This window comes from Rubricoccus marinus, from assembly GCF_002257665.1.
In the GTDB taxonomy this organism is placed as follows: domain Bacteria; phylum Bacteroidota; class Rhodothermia; order Rhodothermales; family Rubricoccaceae; genus Rubricoccus; species Rubricoccus marinus.
The window spans coordinates 3,393,010-3,411,100 of sequence record NZ_MQWB01000001.1 but is presented as its reverse complement, the minus strand read 5'-3'; the positions used below and the strand labels follow the sequence as shown (position 1 = coordinate 3,411,100).

The 18,091-nt window shown below is 70.3% G+C and carries 20 protein-coding genes; 9 read left to right on the top strand and 11 right to left on the bottom strand.

What is annotated here, in order from left to right:
• The first annotated feature begins 88 nt into the window (after positions 1–88).
• Positions 89–2,758: an MGH1-like glycoside hydrolase domain-containing protein gene (locus tag BSZ36_RS14435; RefSeq protein WP_094550175.1), complete on the top strand. Its 2,670-nt coding sequence runs from the start codon at positions 89–91 to the stop codon at positions 2,756–2,758.
• Positions 2,759–2,767: 9 nt separating this feature from the next.
• On the opposite strand, the gene BSZ36_RS14430 is transcribed toward BSZ36_RS14435, so the two are convergent.
• The 4 genes from BSZ36_RS14430 to pdxH form a co-directional block, all read right to left on the bottom strand.
• Positions 2,768–3,280 (bottom strand): GNAT family N-acetyltransferase, encoded by a 513-nt coding sequence (locus BSZ36_RS14430; protein ID WP_094551349.1) that lies wholly within the window; start codon positions 3,278–3,280, stop codon positions 2,768–2,770.
• Positions 3,277–3,675 carry a hypothetical protein gene (locus tag BSZ36_RS14425; RefSeq protein ID WP_143536913.1) on the bottom strand — a complete coding sequence of 133 codons (399 nt, stop codon included), beginning with the start codon at positions 3,673–3,675 and terminating at the stop codon, positions 3,277–3,279. Before BSZ36_RS14425 ends, BSZ36_RS14430 begins: the two co-directional genes overlap by 4 nt.
• 82 nt (positions 3,676–3,757) lie before the next feature.
• Positions 3,758–5,458 (bottom strand): serine hydrolase, encoded by a 1,701-nt coding sequence (locus tag BSZ36_RS14420; RefSeq protein WP_094550171.1) that lies wholly within the window; start codon positions 5,456–5,458, stop codon positions 3,758–3,760.
• 156 nt (positions 5,459–5,614) lie between these two features.
• Positions 5,615–6,286, bottom strand: a complete 672-nt coding sequence (gene pdxH, locus BSZ36_RS14415) for a pyridoxamine 5'-phosphate oxidase (RefSeq protein ID WP_218827682.1) — start codon at positions 6,284–6,286, stop codon at positions 5,615–5,617.
• A gap of 54 nt (positions 6,287–6,340) precedes the next feature.
• Here pdxH and BSZ36_RS14410 point away from each other — a divergent pair, with 54 nt between their 5' ends.
• The gene (locus tag BSZ36_RS14410; RefSeq protein ID WP_094550169.1) at positions 6,341–6,628 is read left to right on the top strand and encodes a hypothetical protein; all 288 of its coding nucleotides are present in this window, start codon (positions 6,341–6,343) and stop codon (positions 6,626–6,628) included.
• A gap of 27 nt (positions 6,629–6,655) precedes the next feature.
• Here BSZ36_RS14410 and BSZ36_RS14405 read toward each other — a convergent pair whose 3' ends face one another.
• Together BSZ36_RS14405 and BSZ36_RS14400 are read right to left on the bottom strand one after the other, a co-directional pair.
• Positions 6,656–7,744, bottom strand: coding sequence for an NAD(P)/FAD-dependent oxidoreductase (locus tag BSZ36_RS14405; RefSeq protein WP_094550167.1), 1,089 nt, complete (start codon positions 7,742–7,744; stop codon positions 6,656–6,658).
• Between the two features lie 55 nt (positions 7,745–7,799).
• Entirely contained in the window at positions 7,800–10,412 is a 2,613-nt protein-coding gene (locus tag BSZ36_RS14400) for a PAS domain-containing hybrid sensor histidine kinase/response regulator (protein WP_143536912.1), read from the bottom strand.
• A 165-nt stretch (positions 10,413–10,577) separates the two neighbouring features.
• On the opposite strand from BSZ36_RS14400, the gene BSZ36_RS14395 reads away from it, so the two are divergent.
• Positions 10,578–11,450, top strand: coding sequence for a proline dehydrogenase family protein (locus BSZ36_RS14395; protein WP_094550163.1), 873 nt, complete (start codon positions 10,578–10,580; stop codon positions 11,448–11,450).
• A 57-nt stretch (positions 11,451–11,507) separates the two neighbouring features.
• Here BSZ36_RS14395 and BSZ36_RS14390 read toward each other — a convergent pair whose 3' ends face one another.
• The 5 genes from BSZ36_RS14390 to BSZ36_RS14370 form a co-directional block, all read right to left on the bottom strand.
• A complete protein-coding gene (locus BSZ36_RS14390) occupies positions 11,508–12,410 on the bottom strand; it encodes a serine hydrolase (RefSeq protein ID WP_218827681.1) in 903 nt (300 codons plus the stop codon).
• Between the two features lie 50 nt (positions 12,411–12,460).
• Positions 12,461–12,838, bottom strand: coding sequence for a hypothetical protein (locus BSZ36_RS14385; RefSeq protein WP_094550161.1), 378 nt, complete (start codon positions 12,836–12,838; stop codon positions 12,461–12,463).
• Positions 12,839–12,908: 70 nt separating this feature from the next.
• A complete protein-coding gene (gene arsN2 / locus BSZ36_RS14380) occupies positions 12,909–13,364 on the bottom strand; it encodes an arsenic resistance N-acetyltransferase ArsN2 (RefSeq protein ID WP_094550159.1) in 456 nt (151 codons plus the stop codon).
• On the bottom strand, positions 13,361–13,855 hold the full coding sequence (locus tag BSZ36_RS14375; RefSeq protein ID WP_218827680.1) for an arsenate reductase ArsC: 495 nt from the start codon (positions 13,853–13,855) through the stop codon (positions 13,361–13,363). The genes arsN2 and BSZ36_RS14375 overlap by 4 nt, the downstream gene beginning before the upstream one ends.
• Entirely contained in the window at positions 13,842–14,144 is a 303-nt protein-coding gene (locus tag BSZ36_RS14370) for an ArsR/SmtB family transcription factor (RefSeq protein ID WP_094550155.1), read from the bottom strand. The genes BSZ36_RS14375 and BSZ36_RS14370 overlap by 14 nt, the downstream gene beginning before the upstream one ends.
• A gap of 253 nt (positions 14,145–14,397) precedes the next feature.
• Between BSZ36_RS14370 and BSZ36_RS14365 the strand changes: the two genes are divergently transcribed.
• The 6 genes from BSZ36_RS14365 to BSZ36_RS14340 all read left to right on the top strand — a co-directional run bounded on the left by BSZ36_RS14365 (position 14,398) and on the right by BSZ36_RS14340 (position 18,008).
• On the top strand, positions 14,398–14,931 hold the full coding sequence (locus BSZ36_RS14365; protein ID WP_094550153.1) for a LysM peptidoglycan-binding domain-containing protein: 534 nt from the start codon (positions 14,398–14,400) through the stop codon (positions 14,929–14,931).
• A gap of 85 nt (positions 14,932–15,016) precedes the next feature.
• Positions 15,017–15,241 carry a hypothetical protein gene (locus BSZ36_RS14360; protein WP_094550151.1) on the top strand — a complete coding sequence of 75 codons (225 nt, stop codon included), beginning with the start codon at positions 15,017–15,019 and terminating at the stop codon, positions 15,239–15,241.
• A gap of 121 nt (positions 15,242–15,362) precedes the next feature.
• On the top strand, positions 15,363–15,596 hold the full coding sequence (locus BSZ36_RS14355; protein ID WP_094550149.1) for a hypothetical protein: 234 nt from the start codon (positions 15,363–15,365) through the stop codon (positions 15,594–15,596).
• 110 nt (positions 15,597–15,706) lie between these two features.
• Positions 15,707–16,921 carry an MDR family MFS transporter gene (locus BSZ36_RS14350; protein WP_245837507.1) on the top strand — a complete coding sequence of 405 codons (1,215 nt, stop codon included), beginning with the start codon at positions 15,707–15,709 and terminating at the stop codon, positions 16,919–16,921.
• Positions 16,922–17,013: 92 nt separating this feature from the next.
• Positions 17,014–17,772 (top strand): hypothetical protein, encoded by a 759-nt coding sequence (locus BSZ36_RS14345; RefSeq protein WP_094550145.1) that lies wholly within the window; start codon positions 17,014–17,016, stop codon positions 17,770–17,772.
• Positions 17,769–18,008 (top strand): hypothetical protein, encoded by a 240-nt coding sequence (locus tag BSZ36_RS14340; RefSeq protein WP_094550142.1) that lies wholly within the window; start codon positions 17,769–17,771, stop codon positions 18,006–18,008. Before BSZ36_RS14345 ends, BSZ36_RS14340 begins: the two co-directional genes overlap by 4 nt.
• The last annotated feature ends 83 nt before the right edge of the window (positions 18,009–18,091 follow it).

Below are 18,091 nucleotides of genomic sequence, written 5' to 3'. Positions count from 1 at the left end.
CCAGCGGCCCGAACCGCGCCCGCCTCTGGCGGTCTGAGGCTTTCCGCGCCCTCGCCAGAGGCCCCCGCCGACATTCCCGCCCGCTCGTATGCCCCGTCCCGATACCGCCGAACACCAGCGGCTCGCCACCTCCGAAGCCCGCGAGGCCGACTGGAAAAACTGGGGGCCGTACGTCGCCGACCGTGCGTGGGGGACCGTCCGCGAGGACTACAGCGCCTCTGGCGACGCGTGGGACTACTTCCCGCACGAGCACGCGCACAGCCGCGCCTACCGCTGGAACGAGGACGCCATCGCGGGCTTCTGCAACCGGATGCAGAACGTCTGCCTCGGCGTCGCGATGTGGAACGAGCAGGACGCCATCCTCAAGGAGCGGTTCTTCGGCGTCAGCGGGCCGCAGGGCAACCACGGCGAGGACGTCAAGGAGCACTACTTCTACGTAGACGGCACGCCGACGCACAGCTACATGCGGATGCACTACGCCTACCCGCAGGTGGCCTACCCGTATGAGCAGCTGGTCCGGGAAAACCTGGCGCGAGGCTACCACGACCCGGAGTACGAACTGACGGACGCCATCGGAGACGCGCTCGCCGAGGGCCGCTACTTCGATGTAGGCATCGAGTACGCGAAAGCGGGGGAGAACGACATCCTGTGCCGCATCACCGCCACCAACCGCGCACCCCAGGCGGCTCCCCTCCACCTCCTGCCGCACGTCTGGTACCGCAACACGTGGTCCTGGGGCTACGACGACCGCCCCAAGCCGACCCTCCGCGATGCCTCTGGCGCCAGAGGTCTTTTGCGCGTGCACGGCGAGCACCGCCACCTCGGCGACCGGTGGTGGTCCGTCCGGGCCTCTGGCGCCGAGTCGGCGGCGCTGATGTTTACCGAGAACGAGACGAACCGGGAGCGGCTGTTCGGCTCGCCCAGCCTCTCGCCCTACGTCAAGGACGCGTTCCACCGTGCGATCGTGGACGGCGAGGCGGACGCGGTCAACCCGGAGCGGCGCGGCACCAAAGCGGCCGCCCACATCCACGCGACGGTCGCGCCCGGCGAGTCGCTCGTCGTCGAGGTGCGCTACGCGCCAGAGGACCACGCCGACCCGTTCGCGGACTTCGACGCCACGTTCCGCACCCGCATCCACGAGGCCGACGCCTTTTACGACGCGCTCCAGGCGCCCGGCCTGAGCGACGACGAGCGCAACGTGCAGCGCCAGGCGTTTGCCGGGCTGCTCTGGAGCAAGCAGTTCTACCACTACAGCCCCAAGCTCTGGCTCGACGGGGACCCCGCGTTCCCGCCCCCGCCAGAGGCCCGCCGGCACGGCCGCAACCACGACTGGACGCACCTCTACAACCTGGACGTGCTCTCCATGCCGGACAAGTGGGAGTACCCGTGGTACGCCGCCTGGGACCTCGCCTTTCACATGATCCCGATGGCGCTCTTGGACCCGGAGTGGTCCAAGCGGCAGCTCACGCTGCTCATGCGCGAGTGGTACCAGCACCCCAACGGGCAGCTTCCGGCCTACGAGTGGGACTTCGGGGACGTGAACCCGCCCGTCCACGCCTGGGCCGTGTGGCGCGTCTACCAGATCGACCGCGACCACAACGGCGGGCCGGACACGGACTTCCTCGCGAGCGCCTTCCACAAGCTGCTGCTCAACTTTACGTGGTGGGTCAACCAGAAGGACGACGAGGGCAACAACGTCTTCCAGGGCGGCTTTCTCGGGCTGGACAACATCGGCGTGTTCGATCGGAGCGCGCCGCTGCCCACCGGCGGCCACCTGGACCAGGCCGACGGCACGGCGTGGATGGCGATGTACTGCCTCAACATGCTCGCCATCTCGATCGAACTCGCCCGCACGCGCCCGGCCTATGAGGACGTGGCCACCAAGTTCTTCGAGCACTTCGTCTACATCGCCAAGGCCATCAACGACGAGGGCGGCCCCGGCCTCTGGGACGAGGACGACGGCTTCTACTACGACGCGATCGAGACGCCGGACGGGCGGCAGACGCCGCTCAAGATCCGCTCGTTCGTGGGGCTCATCCCGCTCTTCGCGATCGAGACGCTGGAGCCGGACGTGTTCGAGGCGCTGCCGCGGTTCGCGCGGCGGATGCGCTGGTTTATCGAGAACCGCCCGGAGCTGATGGAGAACCTCACGTTCCTGCGCGAGCACGGCCGCGGCGACCGGTGCCTGCTCTCCATCGTGGACGAGACGCGCCTGCGCCGCATCCTGGCGCGCCTGCTGGACTCGGACCAGTTCCTGAGCGAGTTCGGACTGCGCAGCCTCTCCAAGGAGCACGAGGCCAACCCGTACAGCTTTAGCGCGAACGGGGAGACGCACACCGTGGCCTACGAGCCCGCCGAGTCCACCTCCGGCCTGTTCGGCGGCAACTCGAATTGGCGCGGCCCGATCTGGTTTCCGCTCAACTACCTCATGATCGAGTCGTTGCAGAAGTACGACTACTACTACGGCGACGCCCTGCAGGTGGAGATGCCGACGGCCTCTGGCGAGACACAGAACCTCTGGGACGTAGCCGGCGACCTCTCGCGGCGCCTCACCGCGCTGTTCCTGCAGGACGCCAGCGGCCAGCGCCCCGTCCACGGCGGCGTGGACATGCTTCAGGGAGAGGACCGCGTGCTCTTCTACGAGTACTTCAACGGCGACACCGGCGCCGGGCTGGGCGCGAGCCACCAGACGGGCTGGACGGCGCTCGTCGCCAAGCTGATCCAGCAGAGCGGCGGCACGCGTAAAAAGAGGCGGTAGCCTCTGGCGCTACAGCTCGTCGAACGCCGGGTGGTAGTGCGCCGTCGCCGCCACGCCCTCCAGCGCGCCCGGCGTGAGCGCGAGCGCCATAAACGCTTCTGGCGGCACGTCGTAGGCGCACGCGAGCGCGCCAGAGGCGAACCCGAGGCGCGGGTAGTAGGCGGGGTGGCCGAGCACGACGACGGCGTCGGCGCCAGAGGCTTGGCAGGCTGCCAGCCCGGCGCGGACGAGCGCGGAGCCGACGCCCTGCCTCTGGCGCCCCGGCGCGACGGCCATGGGTGCGAGGCCGCGCACGTCGAGGTGCGGGTGCGCGGGCGCGAGGGTGACGGGCGAGAACGCGATGTGTCCGACGATCTCGCCGCTCGCCTCCGCGATGAGACCGACGTACCCCTCGGCCTGCTCGCGGAGGCGGTCTACCAGGTCGGCTTCGGCGCGCGTCTCGAACGCGTCGGCGTTGAGCGCGTGGACGGCGGCGCGGTCGCCAGAGGCCTCGGGGCGGATGGTGGTGACGGCGTCTGTCATGTGGCCCATTCCCAGATCAAGTAGAGCCCATAGGCCACTGCCGCGACGCGAATACCGACGCTAAATGCGGAGTACCGCATCGTCTCCCGCCTCTCCTCTACAGGGATTGGGAAGTGCCGCTCGGGATGCGCCCAGGGATTGAACCCAAACTGGTAGGTGGTCTCCCCGTCGCTGAGTTCCAGAACGCTGGCATCCACAAACGGCAAGTAGGGAATCCGGTAGAGCACGGCGTGACTCACCTCCTCGAACGGGATCACCCAGTCGCCGACGCGGATGCGGTCGGGGAACACTACAAAGCGTCCCCGGCGCGAGACTACCCAGTTTGCCGACGCACGCGGCACGCCCGACTCGCGATTGCTGGCTTTGGTGAGGCAGGAGTAAAGCGGTGCGTCCATCGAAGCGGATTGGGAGCCAGAGGCGAGAGCGCCTCTGGCGAATCTGAACCTACTCCGTGTGCGGCGCCTCTGGCGCCAGCGGCTACTCGACGCGCGCGCCGGGCTGGTTGCGGCCGTTCTGGTGCAGCGTGAGCGTGGTGGCGGGGCCCGCGCCCTCCAGCGTGAACGAGACCTGCGCGTCCACGCCCACGACCTCGAACCGGGTCGCGGTCAGCGGTGTGAGCGCGACGCGCGGCTGGCCGGTGGGCTGGCCGTAGAGCTGGGTGCCCTCGCGCGTGATCTCGATCACGAACGTCGGCGCGAGCGCGTAGCGGCCGACGAGGGGCTCCAGCGCCTCTGGCGTGAGCGCGACCGCCTCGGCCTCTGGCGGCTCCACGCCGATGCGGCGCAGCATCTCGCGCGCGTTGTCGTTGCTCGGGTCGAGTTCGAGCGAGCGGAGGTAGTTGGCGCTCGCGTTCTCGGGGTCGCGCGCGGCGACGTACGCCTCGCCGAGGCTGTCGTAGGGGTTCGCGGCGTCGGGGAACAGCTCGACGTTGAGCGCGAAGACGCGGATCGCGTCTTGTACCTCGCCCTCGCCGAGAAGCGCGTAGCCGACCTGGTTGAGCTGGTTCTCGTCGAAGCGCTCGCCAGAGGCCCGCGCCTCGCGAGCCCGCGCCAGCGCGGCGTCCACGCCGTCGGTCCCGATGATCTCGGAGAGCGTGAGCGCCAGAGGCCGCATGGGGAGCGGCACGTCGCCGCCGTGGAGGATCTGGCCGACGGAGCGCGCCAGAGCCCCGGCCTCGTCGCTGGTGTTGCTGACGAGCGCGACGGTCTCCTCGCTCTCGGGGAAGTAGATGAGCATGGAGCGGAAGCCCGGGATGCCGCCGCTGTGGCCGATGGCCCGCACCATTTCCCCGCCCATGGGCATCATGCTGTTGTCGATGCCGTAGGCGTAGCTGTTCATCACGGGCGTCGTCATGCGCGTAAGCGTTTCGGCGCTCCCGAACGGCCGGGCGGCGTGGAGCGCACGCGTCCACGTGTGGAGGTCGCGGACGGTGGAGACCATCATGCCCGCCGCGTACGGGATGCCCGTGTCGATGTACGCCGTGTGGCGGACGTCGGCGCCCACGCGGTCGTAGCCGCTCGCCATCCGGTCCAGGACCGTCGTGTTGTCCTGGTACACGGTGTCCGAGAGGCCGAGCGGTTCGAGGAGCCTCTGGCGGAGCGCCTCGGCGTACGGCTGCCCTGTAACGCGCTCGATGATGACGCCGAGCAGGAAGTAGCCCGAGTTGGAATAGCGGTAGTCGCTGCCCGGCTCGAAGTCGAGCGGCTCGCCGGAAAAGACCTCCAGAAAGGCCTCTGGCGCGACCGGGTCGCGCATGATGTCCACAAAGTCGGGCCGGTTGGTGTGCTCCGGGATCCCGCCGGTGTGCGAGAGAAGCTGGTGGACCGTCACGGCGCCCTGCGCCGCCGGGTAGTCCGGGAGGTAGCGCGTGATGGGCGCGTCCAACTCGATCTCGCCCGCCTCGACGAGCTGCAAGACGAGCGCGGCCGTGAACTGCTTGGTGACGGAGCCGATGCGGTGCCGCGTGTCCGGCGCGTTGGGTATGCCCCACGACCGCTCGGCCTGGCCGAAGCCCCGCTCGTACGCGATCTCGTCGCCTCTGGCGACGAGTGCGGAGCCGTCGAACTGGCCCGCCTCGTGAGCGGCGGTGAGGAACGCGTCGACGCGCTCGAGGACGTCTTGGGCGAGCGCCGCGGGGGCGAGGAGAAGCGCGAGCGCGACGGGGAGGAACCGGGTCATAAAGCGGGAAGGCGGAGCGGGCAGTGCACGAGGGGTCTCGTCCGAGACGGAGCCCTGCTACGATAGTTGCTCCGCACCGCTCAGCCTAGCCCGAATGCTCTGCCTCTGGCGCCAGAGGCCCGGCGATCTCCGCCGGACGCTCAGGGCGCCGGACGCTCAGGGCGCGAGGCGGTCGACGCGCCAGAGGCCGCCGTCGCCAGAGGCGGCGTCGCGCGTGTAGCGGAAGCGGTCGTGGAGGCGGCTCGGGCGGCCCTGCCAGAACTCCACGCGCTCGGGGACGACGCGCCAGCCGCCCCAAAAATCCGGGCGCGGGATGCTCTCGCCCTCAAAGCGCGCCTCGGCCTCGGCCTGGCGCGTTTCCAGCACGTCGCGCGAGGGGATCACCTCGCTCTGCGGACTGGCCCACGCGCCCAGCCGGCTGCCTCGCGGGCGGCTCGCGTAGTACGCGTCGGCCTCTGGCGCCGGCACAGGCTCGACGGGTCCCTCGACGCGGACCTGGCGCTGCAGCGGCTCCCACCAGAACACGAGCGCGGCGCGGCCCGTCGCCTTCACCTCGCGCGATTTCCGGCTTTCCAGGTTGGTGTAGAACGCGAAGCCTCTGGCGTCGGCGCCCTTGAGGAGCACGACGCGGGCCGACGGTTCGCCAGAGGCGCTGACGGTCGCGAGCGTCATCGCGTTGGGCTCGGCGACGCCGCCCTCGCGGGCGTCCTCGAACCACGCGAGGAACAGCGCCATCGGGTCGTCGGGCAGGTCGGCGCGGTCCAGCGCGCCTTTCTCGTAGGACTGCCGGAGGTCGGCGATGGCGCCGGAGGCGAGCGGGTCGGGCACGGAACGGGGGAGCAGGTGGGCGGTTGGGAACGCCTGCTCAACGCCCCACCTCCGATGCCGCTCCCCGACGCGCCCTACGATCCCACCTTTGCCATCCAGGAAGCTCGCCGCCAGCGGCACCGCGAGAAGTGGATCCGCCTCGCGCCCGCAGGGCTCGTGGGCGTCGGGCTGGGCGTCTCGCTCGTGGGCGAGGCGACGCTGCGCAAGGGCCGCGGCGAGTCGTACGTGGCCTACGGCACGCTCGCGCTGTGCGTGCTCAACGCGGGGCTGTGCCTTTTCGGCGAGGGCGTGAAGCACTCGGTTCTGGCGGACCGGCGGGCGCGCAACGCGGACGAGGAGTAGCGAGCGCTGGGCCTCTGGCGCCAGAGGCTAGAGGCGCTCGCGGATGCGGTCGGCGGCCGCGATCCCGGACTCCAGCGCGAGGTGCACGCGGCCTTTGCCTGCGATGGCGTCACCGGCGAAAAACAGGCCTTCGTCCTCGCCGGTCTCCAGCGTAGCCGCGTCGGCGCCCTCGTTGGGGAGCGCGTACTTCCAGCGCTGCGTATCGGCCCAGTCGGGCGCGGGGAGCGAGGCGTCCATCAGCGATTCGATCTCGCGCGTGGCCGCGGCGATCACGAGGTCTTTCGCGTCGTCGTAGTGCGCCTGGGTCCACGCCGGGCTCATCTGCGCGAGGAGCAGCGTCCCGCCCTCTGGCGCGCGGCCCGGCTTGTCGCTCTCGACGGCCAGCCACGCCACGGCGTGCCCGCCGCCCGCTTCCCCGTGCTCGGCGGCGTTGACGAGCGCGTACGGCTCCGGGCGTGCGACGGGCTCCAGGAACGCGAGGACAGCCGTGAACTGGCTCCGGTACTCGGCCTCGCCCAGCGCGCCCACGAGCCTCTGGCGCAAGCCGTCGGCCATCGTGCTCGCGCCGAGGATTTCGACCGCCTGCGGCGCCGGCGGCGTAAGCAACACGGCGTCGAACGCGCCCAGGTCGGCGCCGTTATCGGCGTGCACGCGCCAGAGGCCGCCCTCGACGTGGAGCGCGCCGACGCGGGTGTTGCCGCGCAGCGTCACCCCTGGTGCGGCGTCCAGCAAGCGGCGACCGAGCGAGGAGATACCGTCCTCGTAGGTGAGGCGCGGGCCGGGGTCCTGGCGGGCGCGGTCGGGCCGGAGCGTGCCGTCGTCGTCGAACGGCCAGACGGTCCCGCTGAGGTCGGTCAGGCCGCTGGCGTCGAGCGTTTCGGTGAGCAGCGTGTGGACGCGCGAGCCGGCCTCTGGCGAAGCGTACTGCGCGCCGTGGTCATAGCGCCACCGGAACGGGGCGCCAGAGGCATCGGTCGCGTCGCGCCAGCGCGTGGCGGCGCGGCCGCTGACGCCGCGGCTCTTCTCGAAAACGGTGACGGCGAGGTCGGAATCGCGCAGGGCGTGAGCGGCCGCAAGGCCCGCAGCCCCAGCGCCGACGATGGCGAGGGTGGTCATGCCCGCATGATCCTCCCGGCCCGCGCCGGGTTCCGCCAGAGGCCTCTGGCGCCCGTCAGTCCTCGAAGCGCAGCGCCTCGCCAGAGGCGGTCACGGCCTGCTCCGGGGCGAAGTCGCGGTTGCGCACGATAAAGCGCGGCATCGGCGGCTCCGGCTCGGGGGCGTGGCCGCTGGCGTCGCCGAGGGTGGCGAGCAGCGTCTCTCGCGTGAACGGCTTGGAGAAGTACCCGTCGAAGCCGGTGGCGAGAAAGCGCTCGCGGTCGCCTGGGAGCGCGTAGGCGGTAAACGCGATGATGGGGCGGTCGTCGTAGGGCGGCCTCTGGCGGAGGCGGCGCATGAGGTCCTCGCCGGTGTCCAGCGTGCCGAGATTGATGTCGAGCAGGAGGACGTCGTAAGGGTCGTAGGCTTCGGACGCGTTCTGCGCCAGGGACTCGGCGTCCGCTGCCGACGAGGCGGTGTCGACGCGGTAGGAGGACTCCACCATGCGCTCGGCCATGCGCAGCGTTTGGGTGTTGTCGTCCACGATCAGCACGCGTGGCCGGCGCGCGGTCACCGGCGCCGCGTCGCTGCGGAGCCGCGTCGGGAACGTCACGGAAAAGGTGGTGCCGACGCCCAGCACGCTCTGAACGGTCAGGCTGCCGTCCAGCCGCTCGGTGAGCTGGCGCGTGATCGCGAGGCCCAGGCCGGACCCCTCGTGGCTCCGCTGCGCGCCAGAGGACTCCTGCTGGAACTCCTCGAACAGCCGCGGCAGAAAGTCTTCGCTGATGCCGACGCCGGTATCGACCACATCGAGCGCCACCTCGTCCTCGGACGCGCGCACGATGACCTGCACGCCGCCGCTCTCGGTGAACTTGATCGCGTTGCCGACGAGGTTCGTCAGGATGCGGTCCAGCGCGCTCCGGTCCAGGTCGGCTTTGGCGTCCTCGTCTTGGATGATGGCCTCCAGCGTGAGGCCTTTTTTGTGCGCCAGAGGCGCGAGCAACTGCGCGGCCTGGCGCGCGGCCTCGGAGAGGAGCACCGGCTCGGTCGTGAAGTCCATGTGCCCGGCGTCCAGCCGCGCGAGGTCCAGGACGGAGTTGAGCGTGTCCAACAGACGCTTGCCGCTCTGCTCGATAAGCTGCACGAACTCCCGCTGCTGCGGGTCAGTCACCTCGTCGGCCAGGATGTCCGCGAAGCCCAGGATGCCCGTCAGCGGCGTCCGGATCTCGTGGCTCATGTTGGCGAGGAACGTGCTCTTGAGGTGCGCGACTTCCTCGGCTTGTTCCTTGGCGTGCACCAACACGGCTTCGGCGCGCTTGCGGTCCGTGATGTCGCGGAAGTTGATCACGAGGCCCTGAATCGCCGGGTCCTCGAACAGGGGCGTCCCGACGCCCTCGGCGAAGAGGTAGTGCCCGTCGGCGTGGCGCAGGCGGAACTCCGTGGGCGGCACCATCGCCGCGTGCTGGCGCACAGAGCTGAAGAGCGCCGTGGCGCCGGGTACGTCGTCCGGGTGGAGAAACGAGAAGATGGGGCGGCCGAGAGTCTGCCCGACCGTGTAGCCCAGCACCTGCTCGATCGACGGGCTTACGTAGCTGATGTGGCTCTCTGCGTTGGCGACCACCACGACGTCGGACGAGCGCTGCACGAGGGCCCGGAAGCGCGCCTCGCTCGTGCGCAGCTTTTCTCGCACCTCGTGCTCGGCGGAGACGTCCTCCACGATGCCCTCGATACCGAGCAGGGAGCCCCCGCTGCCGAACTTGCCCTGCGCGTCGATGCGGACGTGGATGGTTTTGCCGTGGCGGTCCTTCCACTCCGTCTGAAAGCGCCGGACGGAGCCGTCGCGGTGGAGCGCCTCGACAAAGTGCTCACGGGCCTCTGGCGCCGCGTAGAAGTCCGCGGCACCGCGGCCAGAGGCGGAGAGCTCCTCCACGGACTCGTAGCCGAGGAGGTCCGCCATCGCGCGGTTGGCGAGCAAGAACCGGCCGTCTGGCGTGGTCTGCACCACGCCGACCGGCACGTTTTCCAGGGCAAGCCGGTACCGGGTCTCGCTCATGCGCAGCGCATCCGCGAGGTCGCGCAGGGAGCGGCCCTGCTCTTCCAACGCCGCGCCCACGGAGCGCTCGTAGATCTGCCCGATAATGGCGCCGGTCACGGCAACCCCCGCGAGGCTCATCATCGCGACGATGGTGGTAACGAGGGCGGGGGCCGTTTGCGGGAACGGGCTCAGCGTGCCCCACACGGCCATCACGACCGCGCCAGAGGCGATCAGGATGGCCGAAACCGTCGCCAGGAGCTTGCCTCTGGCGAGGGCCGCGATGATGGGGACCGTCGCGAGCCACATCAGGATCGGGGCGCCGAGGCCCAGGTCCTCCCACGCGACGCCGAACACGGTGAGGATGAGCATCGGGAACACGACCCAGGCCGCCGCGCCGAGGGACCAGGTCTGTTTGCGCAGGCCGCCGAGCGCGAGGAGGTTGACCAGCGCCGCGATCCCGACGCCGGCGAAGCTCCGGCTCCATCCGAGCCAGCCCAGCGCGAGCATCGCCGCGGCGTAGCCGACGATGGCGAGCATCGCGAAGCTCACCACCAGCCGCCCGCGCCGGACCTCTGCAGCGGAGAGGCCCTCAGGAAGAAACCCGTCGAGGTGGCTCGGTGGGGTCGCCGGGGTAGGGGGGGGAGGGGGCGTCACGAATTGTAGCGGTAGCGGCAGAAATCGTCCTGGGATGGTGGTGTAAATCCCCGTAGAGCCATTTTCAAAAGGAAGCGCACATATCGTTCCATCGGGCGCGGACCTCTTCTCTCGTCGCTCGCGTAGCTTTCCGCGCGCCGCCTCTGGCGCCCCGGATCCGCACCCATGAAGCTCCCTTTCGCGCTGGCCCGACGCTTCGTCGCGGGCGAGTCCCTTGACGCCGCGCTCCCCGCGCTCGACCCCATCCTGGGCTCCGGCCGGTTTATCACGCTGGACCTCCTCGGAGAGCACGTCCCGGAGCGCTCGCGCGCCGAGGGCTTCGCGACCGAGTACGGGGACCTCGTGGAAACCCTCGCGGACTACCGCGACCGGCGGGGCGCGCCGCCAGAGGCCGTCGGCATCTCGATCAAGCTGTCCATGATCGGGCAGGTGATCGACACCGAGTTCTGCGAGGCCAACCTCCGCGACCTCCTGGACCGCGCCAAGGCGACGGACCTGTTCGTGCGGCTGGACATGGAGGGCTCGGACATCACGCAGTCCACGCTCGACATCTTTGAGCGCGTGTACCCGGAGTACCCGGACCACGTGGGGACCGTCCTGCAGGCGTACCTCAAGCGGACCTACGGCGACGTGGCCCGCATGGCCGAACTCAACGCTCGCGTGCGGATCTGCAAGGGCGCCTACGCGGAGCCGGCCACGCTGGCGTACCCCGGCATGCCCGCCATCCGCGAGGCCTACATGGACCACGCGCGCACGCTGCTCACCTCGGCCCGCTACCCCGGCATCGCCACGCATGACGACCAGCTCATCGAGGCCGTCAAGGCGTACACGACGCAGGAAGGCATCACCGCCGACCGCTTCGAGTTCCAGATGCTCTACGGCCTTCGTGAGGAGACGCAGACCGACCTCGTGCGGCAGGGCTACAACATGCGCACCTACGTCCCCTACGGGACGGAGTGGGGCCCGTACTTCACGCGCCGCTTGCGCGAGCGGAAGGAGAACGTCTTCTTCGTGCTCAAGGCGCTCGTCAAGGGCTAGCCCTGCCTCTGGCGCCGCCGCTCGGCTTCTGGCGCGAATCGCCTCTGGCGCCAGAGGCTACGCGCCGCGCAACGCGGCGTGGACCGCGGCCGCGATCTCGGCGCCGAGCGCGGCGGCGCGACCGTGATCGTCGATGCCTTCGGTCAGGATCACGAGCACGTACGGGGCGGCCTCTGGCGGGTAGACGATGGCGGCGTCGTGGTGGACGTGCGTGATCCAGCCGGTTTTGTGCGCGGCGCGGACGCCGGCTGGCAACCCTGCCGGGATCATCTCTCCGAACTCCTGCGCCAGCAGGATCTCCACCATGTCGCCAGAGGCCTCGGGCGAGACGGCGCGGCCGTCTTGGATGGCGAGCATCAGCGCGGCCAGGCCTCTGGCGGTGGCGAGGTTGCTGAGCCCGGCGTCGAAGGCTTTGAGATCCTCCACGCCGCGGAGCACGAGGACGCCCTCGCCGCCGAGCGCGCGCGTGGTGGCTTGCACGGAGTCCGCCGTCAGGACCTCCATCATGAGGTTCGTCGCGAGGTTGGACGAGGTCGTGATGGCCCGGCGCGTGAGGTCCGCCAGAGGCATCCGGGTACCCAGCCGTTCGTAGAGCCCGTCGTCGGAGTCGTCGCCGATGGAGAACGGGGAGCCGTCCACGATGGACGTGAAGCGGTTGACGACATCGATGGAATCGTCCCAGGCGAGGCGCCCGGCTTCTACCTGACGAAACGCCTCGATCATGACCGGCACCTTCATCGTGCTCGCGGCATGGAACGGCCGGTCGGCGGCGATGTCCAGCCGGGTCTCTCCATCGCGCACGGCCACGGCAACCGTCGCCTCGGGATATCGCGCCGCGATGGCTTCGATCCTCTGGCGAAGCGCGTCCGTTTCGGCGGGCTCGGTAGCGGGCATCGTGCTGCGGCAGCCCGCGAGCGCTAGCGGCAGGACCGCCAGGGAGAGGAGGAGGGCGCGGGTCATGCGCCGAGACTACGACGCGCCTCCGGCGTCTCGCCAGAGGCGCGCGGCGGCTACAGGTCGGCCATGACGGCCACGCGGAGGTCGTCCGGAATCGGCCGCTGGCGTGGGAGCGTCTGCACGCGCGAGGAGAACACGGCGTCGGGGTCCGTGAAGGGCTGGATCAGCACCTCGGTAAAGTCCGCGGAGCCGCCGGCAAGGGAGACCGTGAGCGCCACCTCGCCCGCATCTGTGCGGCCGACGCGCTCCACCTGGTAGCCGGTGCGGTTCAGCGCGCGCTCCATCGCGCTCGCGATGGCCTCGGTGTCGGCCTGGAAGTAGGTCCACCGCGTCGCGTCTGGCACGCCGTAGGCGCTGTCGATGGTGCCGGAGCAGCCGCTGGCGAGGAGGGCGGCAACGGCGACGAGGGGAAGAGCGAGAAAGCGGCGCATGCGTGCGGGGGAAGAGAGGTCAGGGCGTACGAACGTCAGGACGCCGGGTGCCCGTGCCCCGTCACGCGGGTCACTCCGGTTCGCCCTTCGCCGTGGGCAACTCGCGTCCCAGACACACGGCGCTCGCGCAGCACCCGCCGGTGAACTCGCTCGACTGTTGCACCGCCAGAGGCAGCGCCTCTCGCGCGATCGGGGCCCAGCCTCTCCTCTGGAAAAAGTCCTCGGCCGTCGTGGTCAGAAGCACCAGGCGTCGGATGCCGCGCTCGGCCGCCCGCCCCAGCGCGGCGTCCACGAGCGCGCCACCGAGCCCCTGTCCGCGCGCCTCTGGCGAGACAGCGAGCGACCGCAAGAGGCCGTGGTCCCCATGCGTCTCGATGGCCACGCACCCGGCGACCTCGCCCGAGGCGCCTCTGGCGACCCAGAACGCGCCGACGTGCTCGGGCCTGAGATCTGCGGTAGGCAGGCCGCTGGCGCCGACGAGCGCGAGGACGGCGGGCCACTCGCCAGGGGCCGCGGGCCGGATCATCCGAAGGTGGCGTCCAGCCAGTCGGCGATCTCCTCGCGGACCTCGGCAAAGGCGCGCCGCCGGTCATCGTCGGTGCCCTCCACCGCCGAGGGGTCGCGGAAGGCGTGGTGGAGGTTGCGCTCCGCCGGGATGTACGGGCACGCCTCGCGCGCGTTGTCGCAAACCGTCACGACAACGTCGGGCGTGAGGTCTCCCAGACTCTCAATCGTTTTCGACGTGTGCGCGCTCGCGTCGATGCCGACGGCCTGGAGCGCTTCGGCCGCGAGCGGGTGGACGCCTCTGGCGACGGTCCCGGCGCTCTCGGCGCGGTAGCGGGCGCCGTACTTCTGGCGCAAGAGGCCCTCGGCGAGCTGGGAGCGCGCGGAGTTGTGCGTGCACACGAACAGGACGAGCGGGCGCGCATCGGAAAACACGTCGTGGTGGTCGGAGCCTTCTAGCGCGGACATCGCGCCAGAGGCGACCGGCGAGGCGCCAGGGTTAGCAGCAGGCATGGCCGTGGAGGTCGTCGAACAGGGAGGTGAAGGCGTCTTTCGCGTGCGCGATGCCGGCGGGGGAGAGGCAGTAGCAGGTGCGCGGGCCGTCTACGGTCCCGGTCACGAGCCCGGCCTCGCGAAGCACTTTCAGGTGCTGCGAGACCGTGGATTGCGCGAGGCCGACGACCTCGACGATCTCGCCGCACAGGCACTCGCCTCTGGCGCCGAGCGCCGCGAGCACGCGGAGCCGGGCGGGATGGGCGAGGGCCTTCGCCAGAGGCGCGAGCGTTTCGGGGGGTGTCGTCATGGAAACCAGGGCCGGCGGGCCGGAACAGGTCCGGCCCACCGGCGGGGCGTTAGCAGCAGTCGCCTCCGCACGTGCAGAGATCGGTGCCGCAGCAGCCGCAACAGGAGGTCTTCATAGGAGTGGGGGTGTTGGTGAAACAGGAACGTGATCGATCATCGTCGATGAACGATAAGACATCTTGTCCTGGCCTGCAACTGCTCGCGCCAGAGGCTCCGGGCGTGCCTGTATTTTTAGGCGCCCCCCCTGCCGCCCCATGCTCCGCACCCTCACGCTTCTGCTCCTCGTCGCCTCTGGCGCTCCGGCCGTTGCCCAGAGCCTGCCGGCGCGTTCGCTGCAGGCCGGCATGGCCGATCTCCGCCTCGCGACGGCCGTCCGCCTCGCGCTCGTGGCCGATCTCCGCACGCGCACGCTCGACGTGGAGGTGGCCGCCCGCGATGGCGTCGTAACCGTCACGGGCATCAACGACGAGGCGTACCAGTCCGTGGCGGCACAGGTCGCGCGGGCGAACCCGCGCGTTCGGGGCCTCCAGGGGCTCGGCGCCGCAGGCCTCAACGCCGCCCCGCCAGAGGCCCGGTCTGCGGGGGCGACGGCCGAGGGGGCCGCTGGCGACGTGGCCGCTCCCGCGCCGGTGCAGATCTCCGAGCAGCCGCGTACCCACACGGTCCGCCGCGGCGACACGCTCTACGGCATCGCGCGGGAGTACAACACGACGCTGGACGAACTGGTGCGGATCAACGGCCTGCGCTCGACCGACATCCGCATCGGGCAGCGCGTGCGCGTGCGCTGAGCCGCTGGCGAGAACCCACGCGCCAGAGGCCCGTAGAGAACGGCCCTGGCAGACGTTATCCTTCGCTCTCACCCCCCACGCATCCATGTTCGACAAGCTCAAAGACCAGGCCGGCGACCTCGCCAAAAACCTCGCCGCTAACTCCGATGGCCTCACCGATAAGGCCGGCGAGATGATCGACGCCGCCGCCGACAAGGCCGCTGACCTCGCCCCAGACGCGCTGAAAGACGCCGCCTCTGGCGCCGCTGACAAGGCGGCCGATCTGGCCAAGAGCGCCCTCGACAGCGCGAAGGACAAGCTGGGCAGCTAGAGCGCCCGCTCCCTCTCTACGCCCCGGTCCGCTCTGCGCAGGCTGGGGCGTTTTGCGTCCCGGGGTGCCGCCGGACCGTGGCTGAGGCGTAACCTCCGGCCCCACGTCTCCCCTCCGTTCTATGTTCGACAAGCTCAAAGACCAGGCTGGCGACTTCGCCAAGGATCTCGCCGACAAAGCCGGCCACCTCGCAGGCGACCTCGCGGACAAAGCGGGCGACCTCGCCGAGGCCGCTGGCGACAAGATTTCCGACATCGTCCCCGACGATATCGAGGACAAGGTCAAAGACGCCGCGGGCAAGGCCGTGGACAGCGCCAAGGGCGCCTTCGACAGCGTCAAGGACAAGCTCGACTGAGCCCGCGCAGGGCTCCGCCTCTGGCGCCCCGGTCCACACGCATGGGCCGGGGCGCCTTGTTTCTCGCCAGAGGCCAGCGGCGCCTCGCTTCTCGACGGGTCGTGCGTGGCATGCTGAGCGGGTATCCTCGTGCCTTCTGGGTGCTCTTTGCCGGGACGTTCGTCAACCGGCTGGGGCTGGTGGTGCTGCCGTTCCTGACGCTGTACCTCACGGGCGAGCGCGGCGCGAGCATTGAACAGGCGACGCTAGTGGTAAGCCTGTACGGCGCCGGAGCGTTCGCGGCAGGACCCATCGGCGGGGCGCTCTCGGACCGGTTTGGGCGACGCGCGGTGTTGATCGGGAGCTTGGTGGGCGGCGCGGCGCTGATGGCGGGGATGCCGCTGGTGCAAGGTTATTGGCCTCTGGCGGGGCTGGTGCTCGCGTTCGGGCTCGTGGGCGAGATGTACCGCCCGGCGGTCTCGGCGGCGGTCTCGGACCTGGTGCCGCCGGAGCGGTTCGCGCGGGCGTTCTCGCTCCTCTACTGGGCCATCAACCTGGGGGTGGCGTTCGGCCCGGCGCTGGGCGGGGTCCTGGCCGAGCGCGTGGGCTACACGGCGCTGTTCGCCGTCGATGCGGCCTCGATGGTGATCTACGCCGTCGCCATCTTTTTCGGCGTGCCGGAGACGAAGCCTCTGGCGGAGGAAGCGGGAGGCGCCGAGGACGAGGCTACGCTGGAAGCCGCGCCGCGCGCCAGAGGCCTGGCGGACGCGTTGCGGGACCCGGCGCTTCTCGGCCTCGCCATCGCTACGCTCGGCGTCGGCATCGCGTTTATGCAGGCCTTTGCAACGCTGCCTCTGGCGATGGAGGCCGACGGGTTGAGCGAGAGGCTGTACGGGTTCGCCGTGATGGTGAACGGCCTCGTCGTGGTGGCCTTCAGCCTTCCCGTTGCGCGGTGGGCGGAGACGCGGCTCGGCCCGGGGCTTCTGGCGTCGGCCGTAGCCACCATCGGCGTGGGCGTGGGGATGCACGCGCTCGCGGATTCGTTCTGGGGCCACGCGGCGGCGGTCGCGGTCTGGTCGCTGGGGGAGATCGCGTTTATCCCACTCGTGCCCGCGATTGTGGCTCGGCTGGCGCCAGAGGCGCTCCGGGGCACGTACCAGGGCGTGCAGCAGTCGGGGTGGGGGCTGTCCAAAATGCTTGGCCCAGCGCTCGGCGGGCTCATCCTCGCGCAGTTGGGCGACGCGGCGCTGTGGGGGAGCGGCCTCGCGCTGGCGCTGGTGGTGGCGGCGGTGATCCTCGCCCTGCGCCTGGGAGCGCCGAACCCTGACCGAGTGGGTGCAGGCTAAGAAGAGACAGCAAGATGGCCCCCTGCAAGCGCCCTCCGGGTGGCCTCTGGCGCGTGGCGGATCCTCAGGCGGGGCCGGGCGGTTGAGAGCCCATGACCGGAACCACTCGCCAGATCGCCGTCGTCGCCGCGGCCCTCTTCAACGTCGGTATGAACGCGCTCGCGGGCGCGGGCATCCTGTTCGATACGCAGACGGGCGCGGTCTCCGATTCCATCCAGACCGGCATCACGCCTGCCGGGTGGGCCTTCGGGATCTGGAGCCTCATCTTTGTCGGCGTGCTCGTGTTCGCGGGCTACCAGGCGCGTCCCAACGCCAGAGGCCCCCGGTACGACGCCATCGCGCTACCGTTTATCGCGGCGAACGTGCTCAACGGGCTGTGGCAGCTCCCGTGGCTCTCGCGGCTGTTCGGCGTCGCGGCGGTCGTGATCTGTGGCATTCTCGCGAGCCTGGTGTGGCTGTACATCCGCCTGGATTGGATGGGCATGAGCAAAAGCGAGCGGCTCGCGCTCGGCGTGCCGACCTCGCTGTTTTTCGCGTGGCTCTGCGTGGCGACGCCGCTCAACATCACCGTCGCGCTCGTCGCGATTGGGTGGACGGGAGCGGCGTTCTGGCCCGCGCTGCTCGTGCTGATCGTGGCGGGCATCGGCGCGGTCATCCTCTGGCGCACCGGGGACGTGGCCTTCGCGGCGGTTCTGCTGTGGGCCTTTGCCGCCATCCTGGCCAAGAATGCGCTCCCGCTGGGCTCGGCACCGCTGCTGACGGGCGCGCTCGGGCTCGGCGCGCTCCTGTTCCTCGCCGCCACCGCCAGAGGCCTCTCGCGCGGCGGCACGTTGCTCCCCGCCTCGCCATGACGGATTACACCCCCATCGCCTGCGATTTCCACGACCGGCTGGAAAGCTGGGCCGTCCGCCGCGAGGCCGTCGAGGTCCTCTGGCGGGCGCCAGAGGCCGAGCACGCGGCACGCACGACGATCGAGGACGTGTTCGCGAAAGACGGCGCGGACTGGGTGCGACTCGGGACCGGTGAGACTGTCCGCGCCGATGCGCTGGTCTCGGTCGGCGGCGTGCCTCTGGCGAAAGCCTGTTGAGCCTTCGGCGCCCGCCAGAGGCCTAGGCGGGGAGGCGGCGCACCACCCTCCTACAACAACGCCCCACCGGCCGAACCGATGGG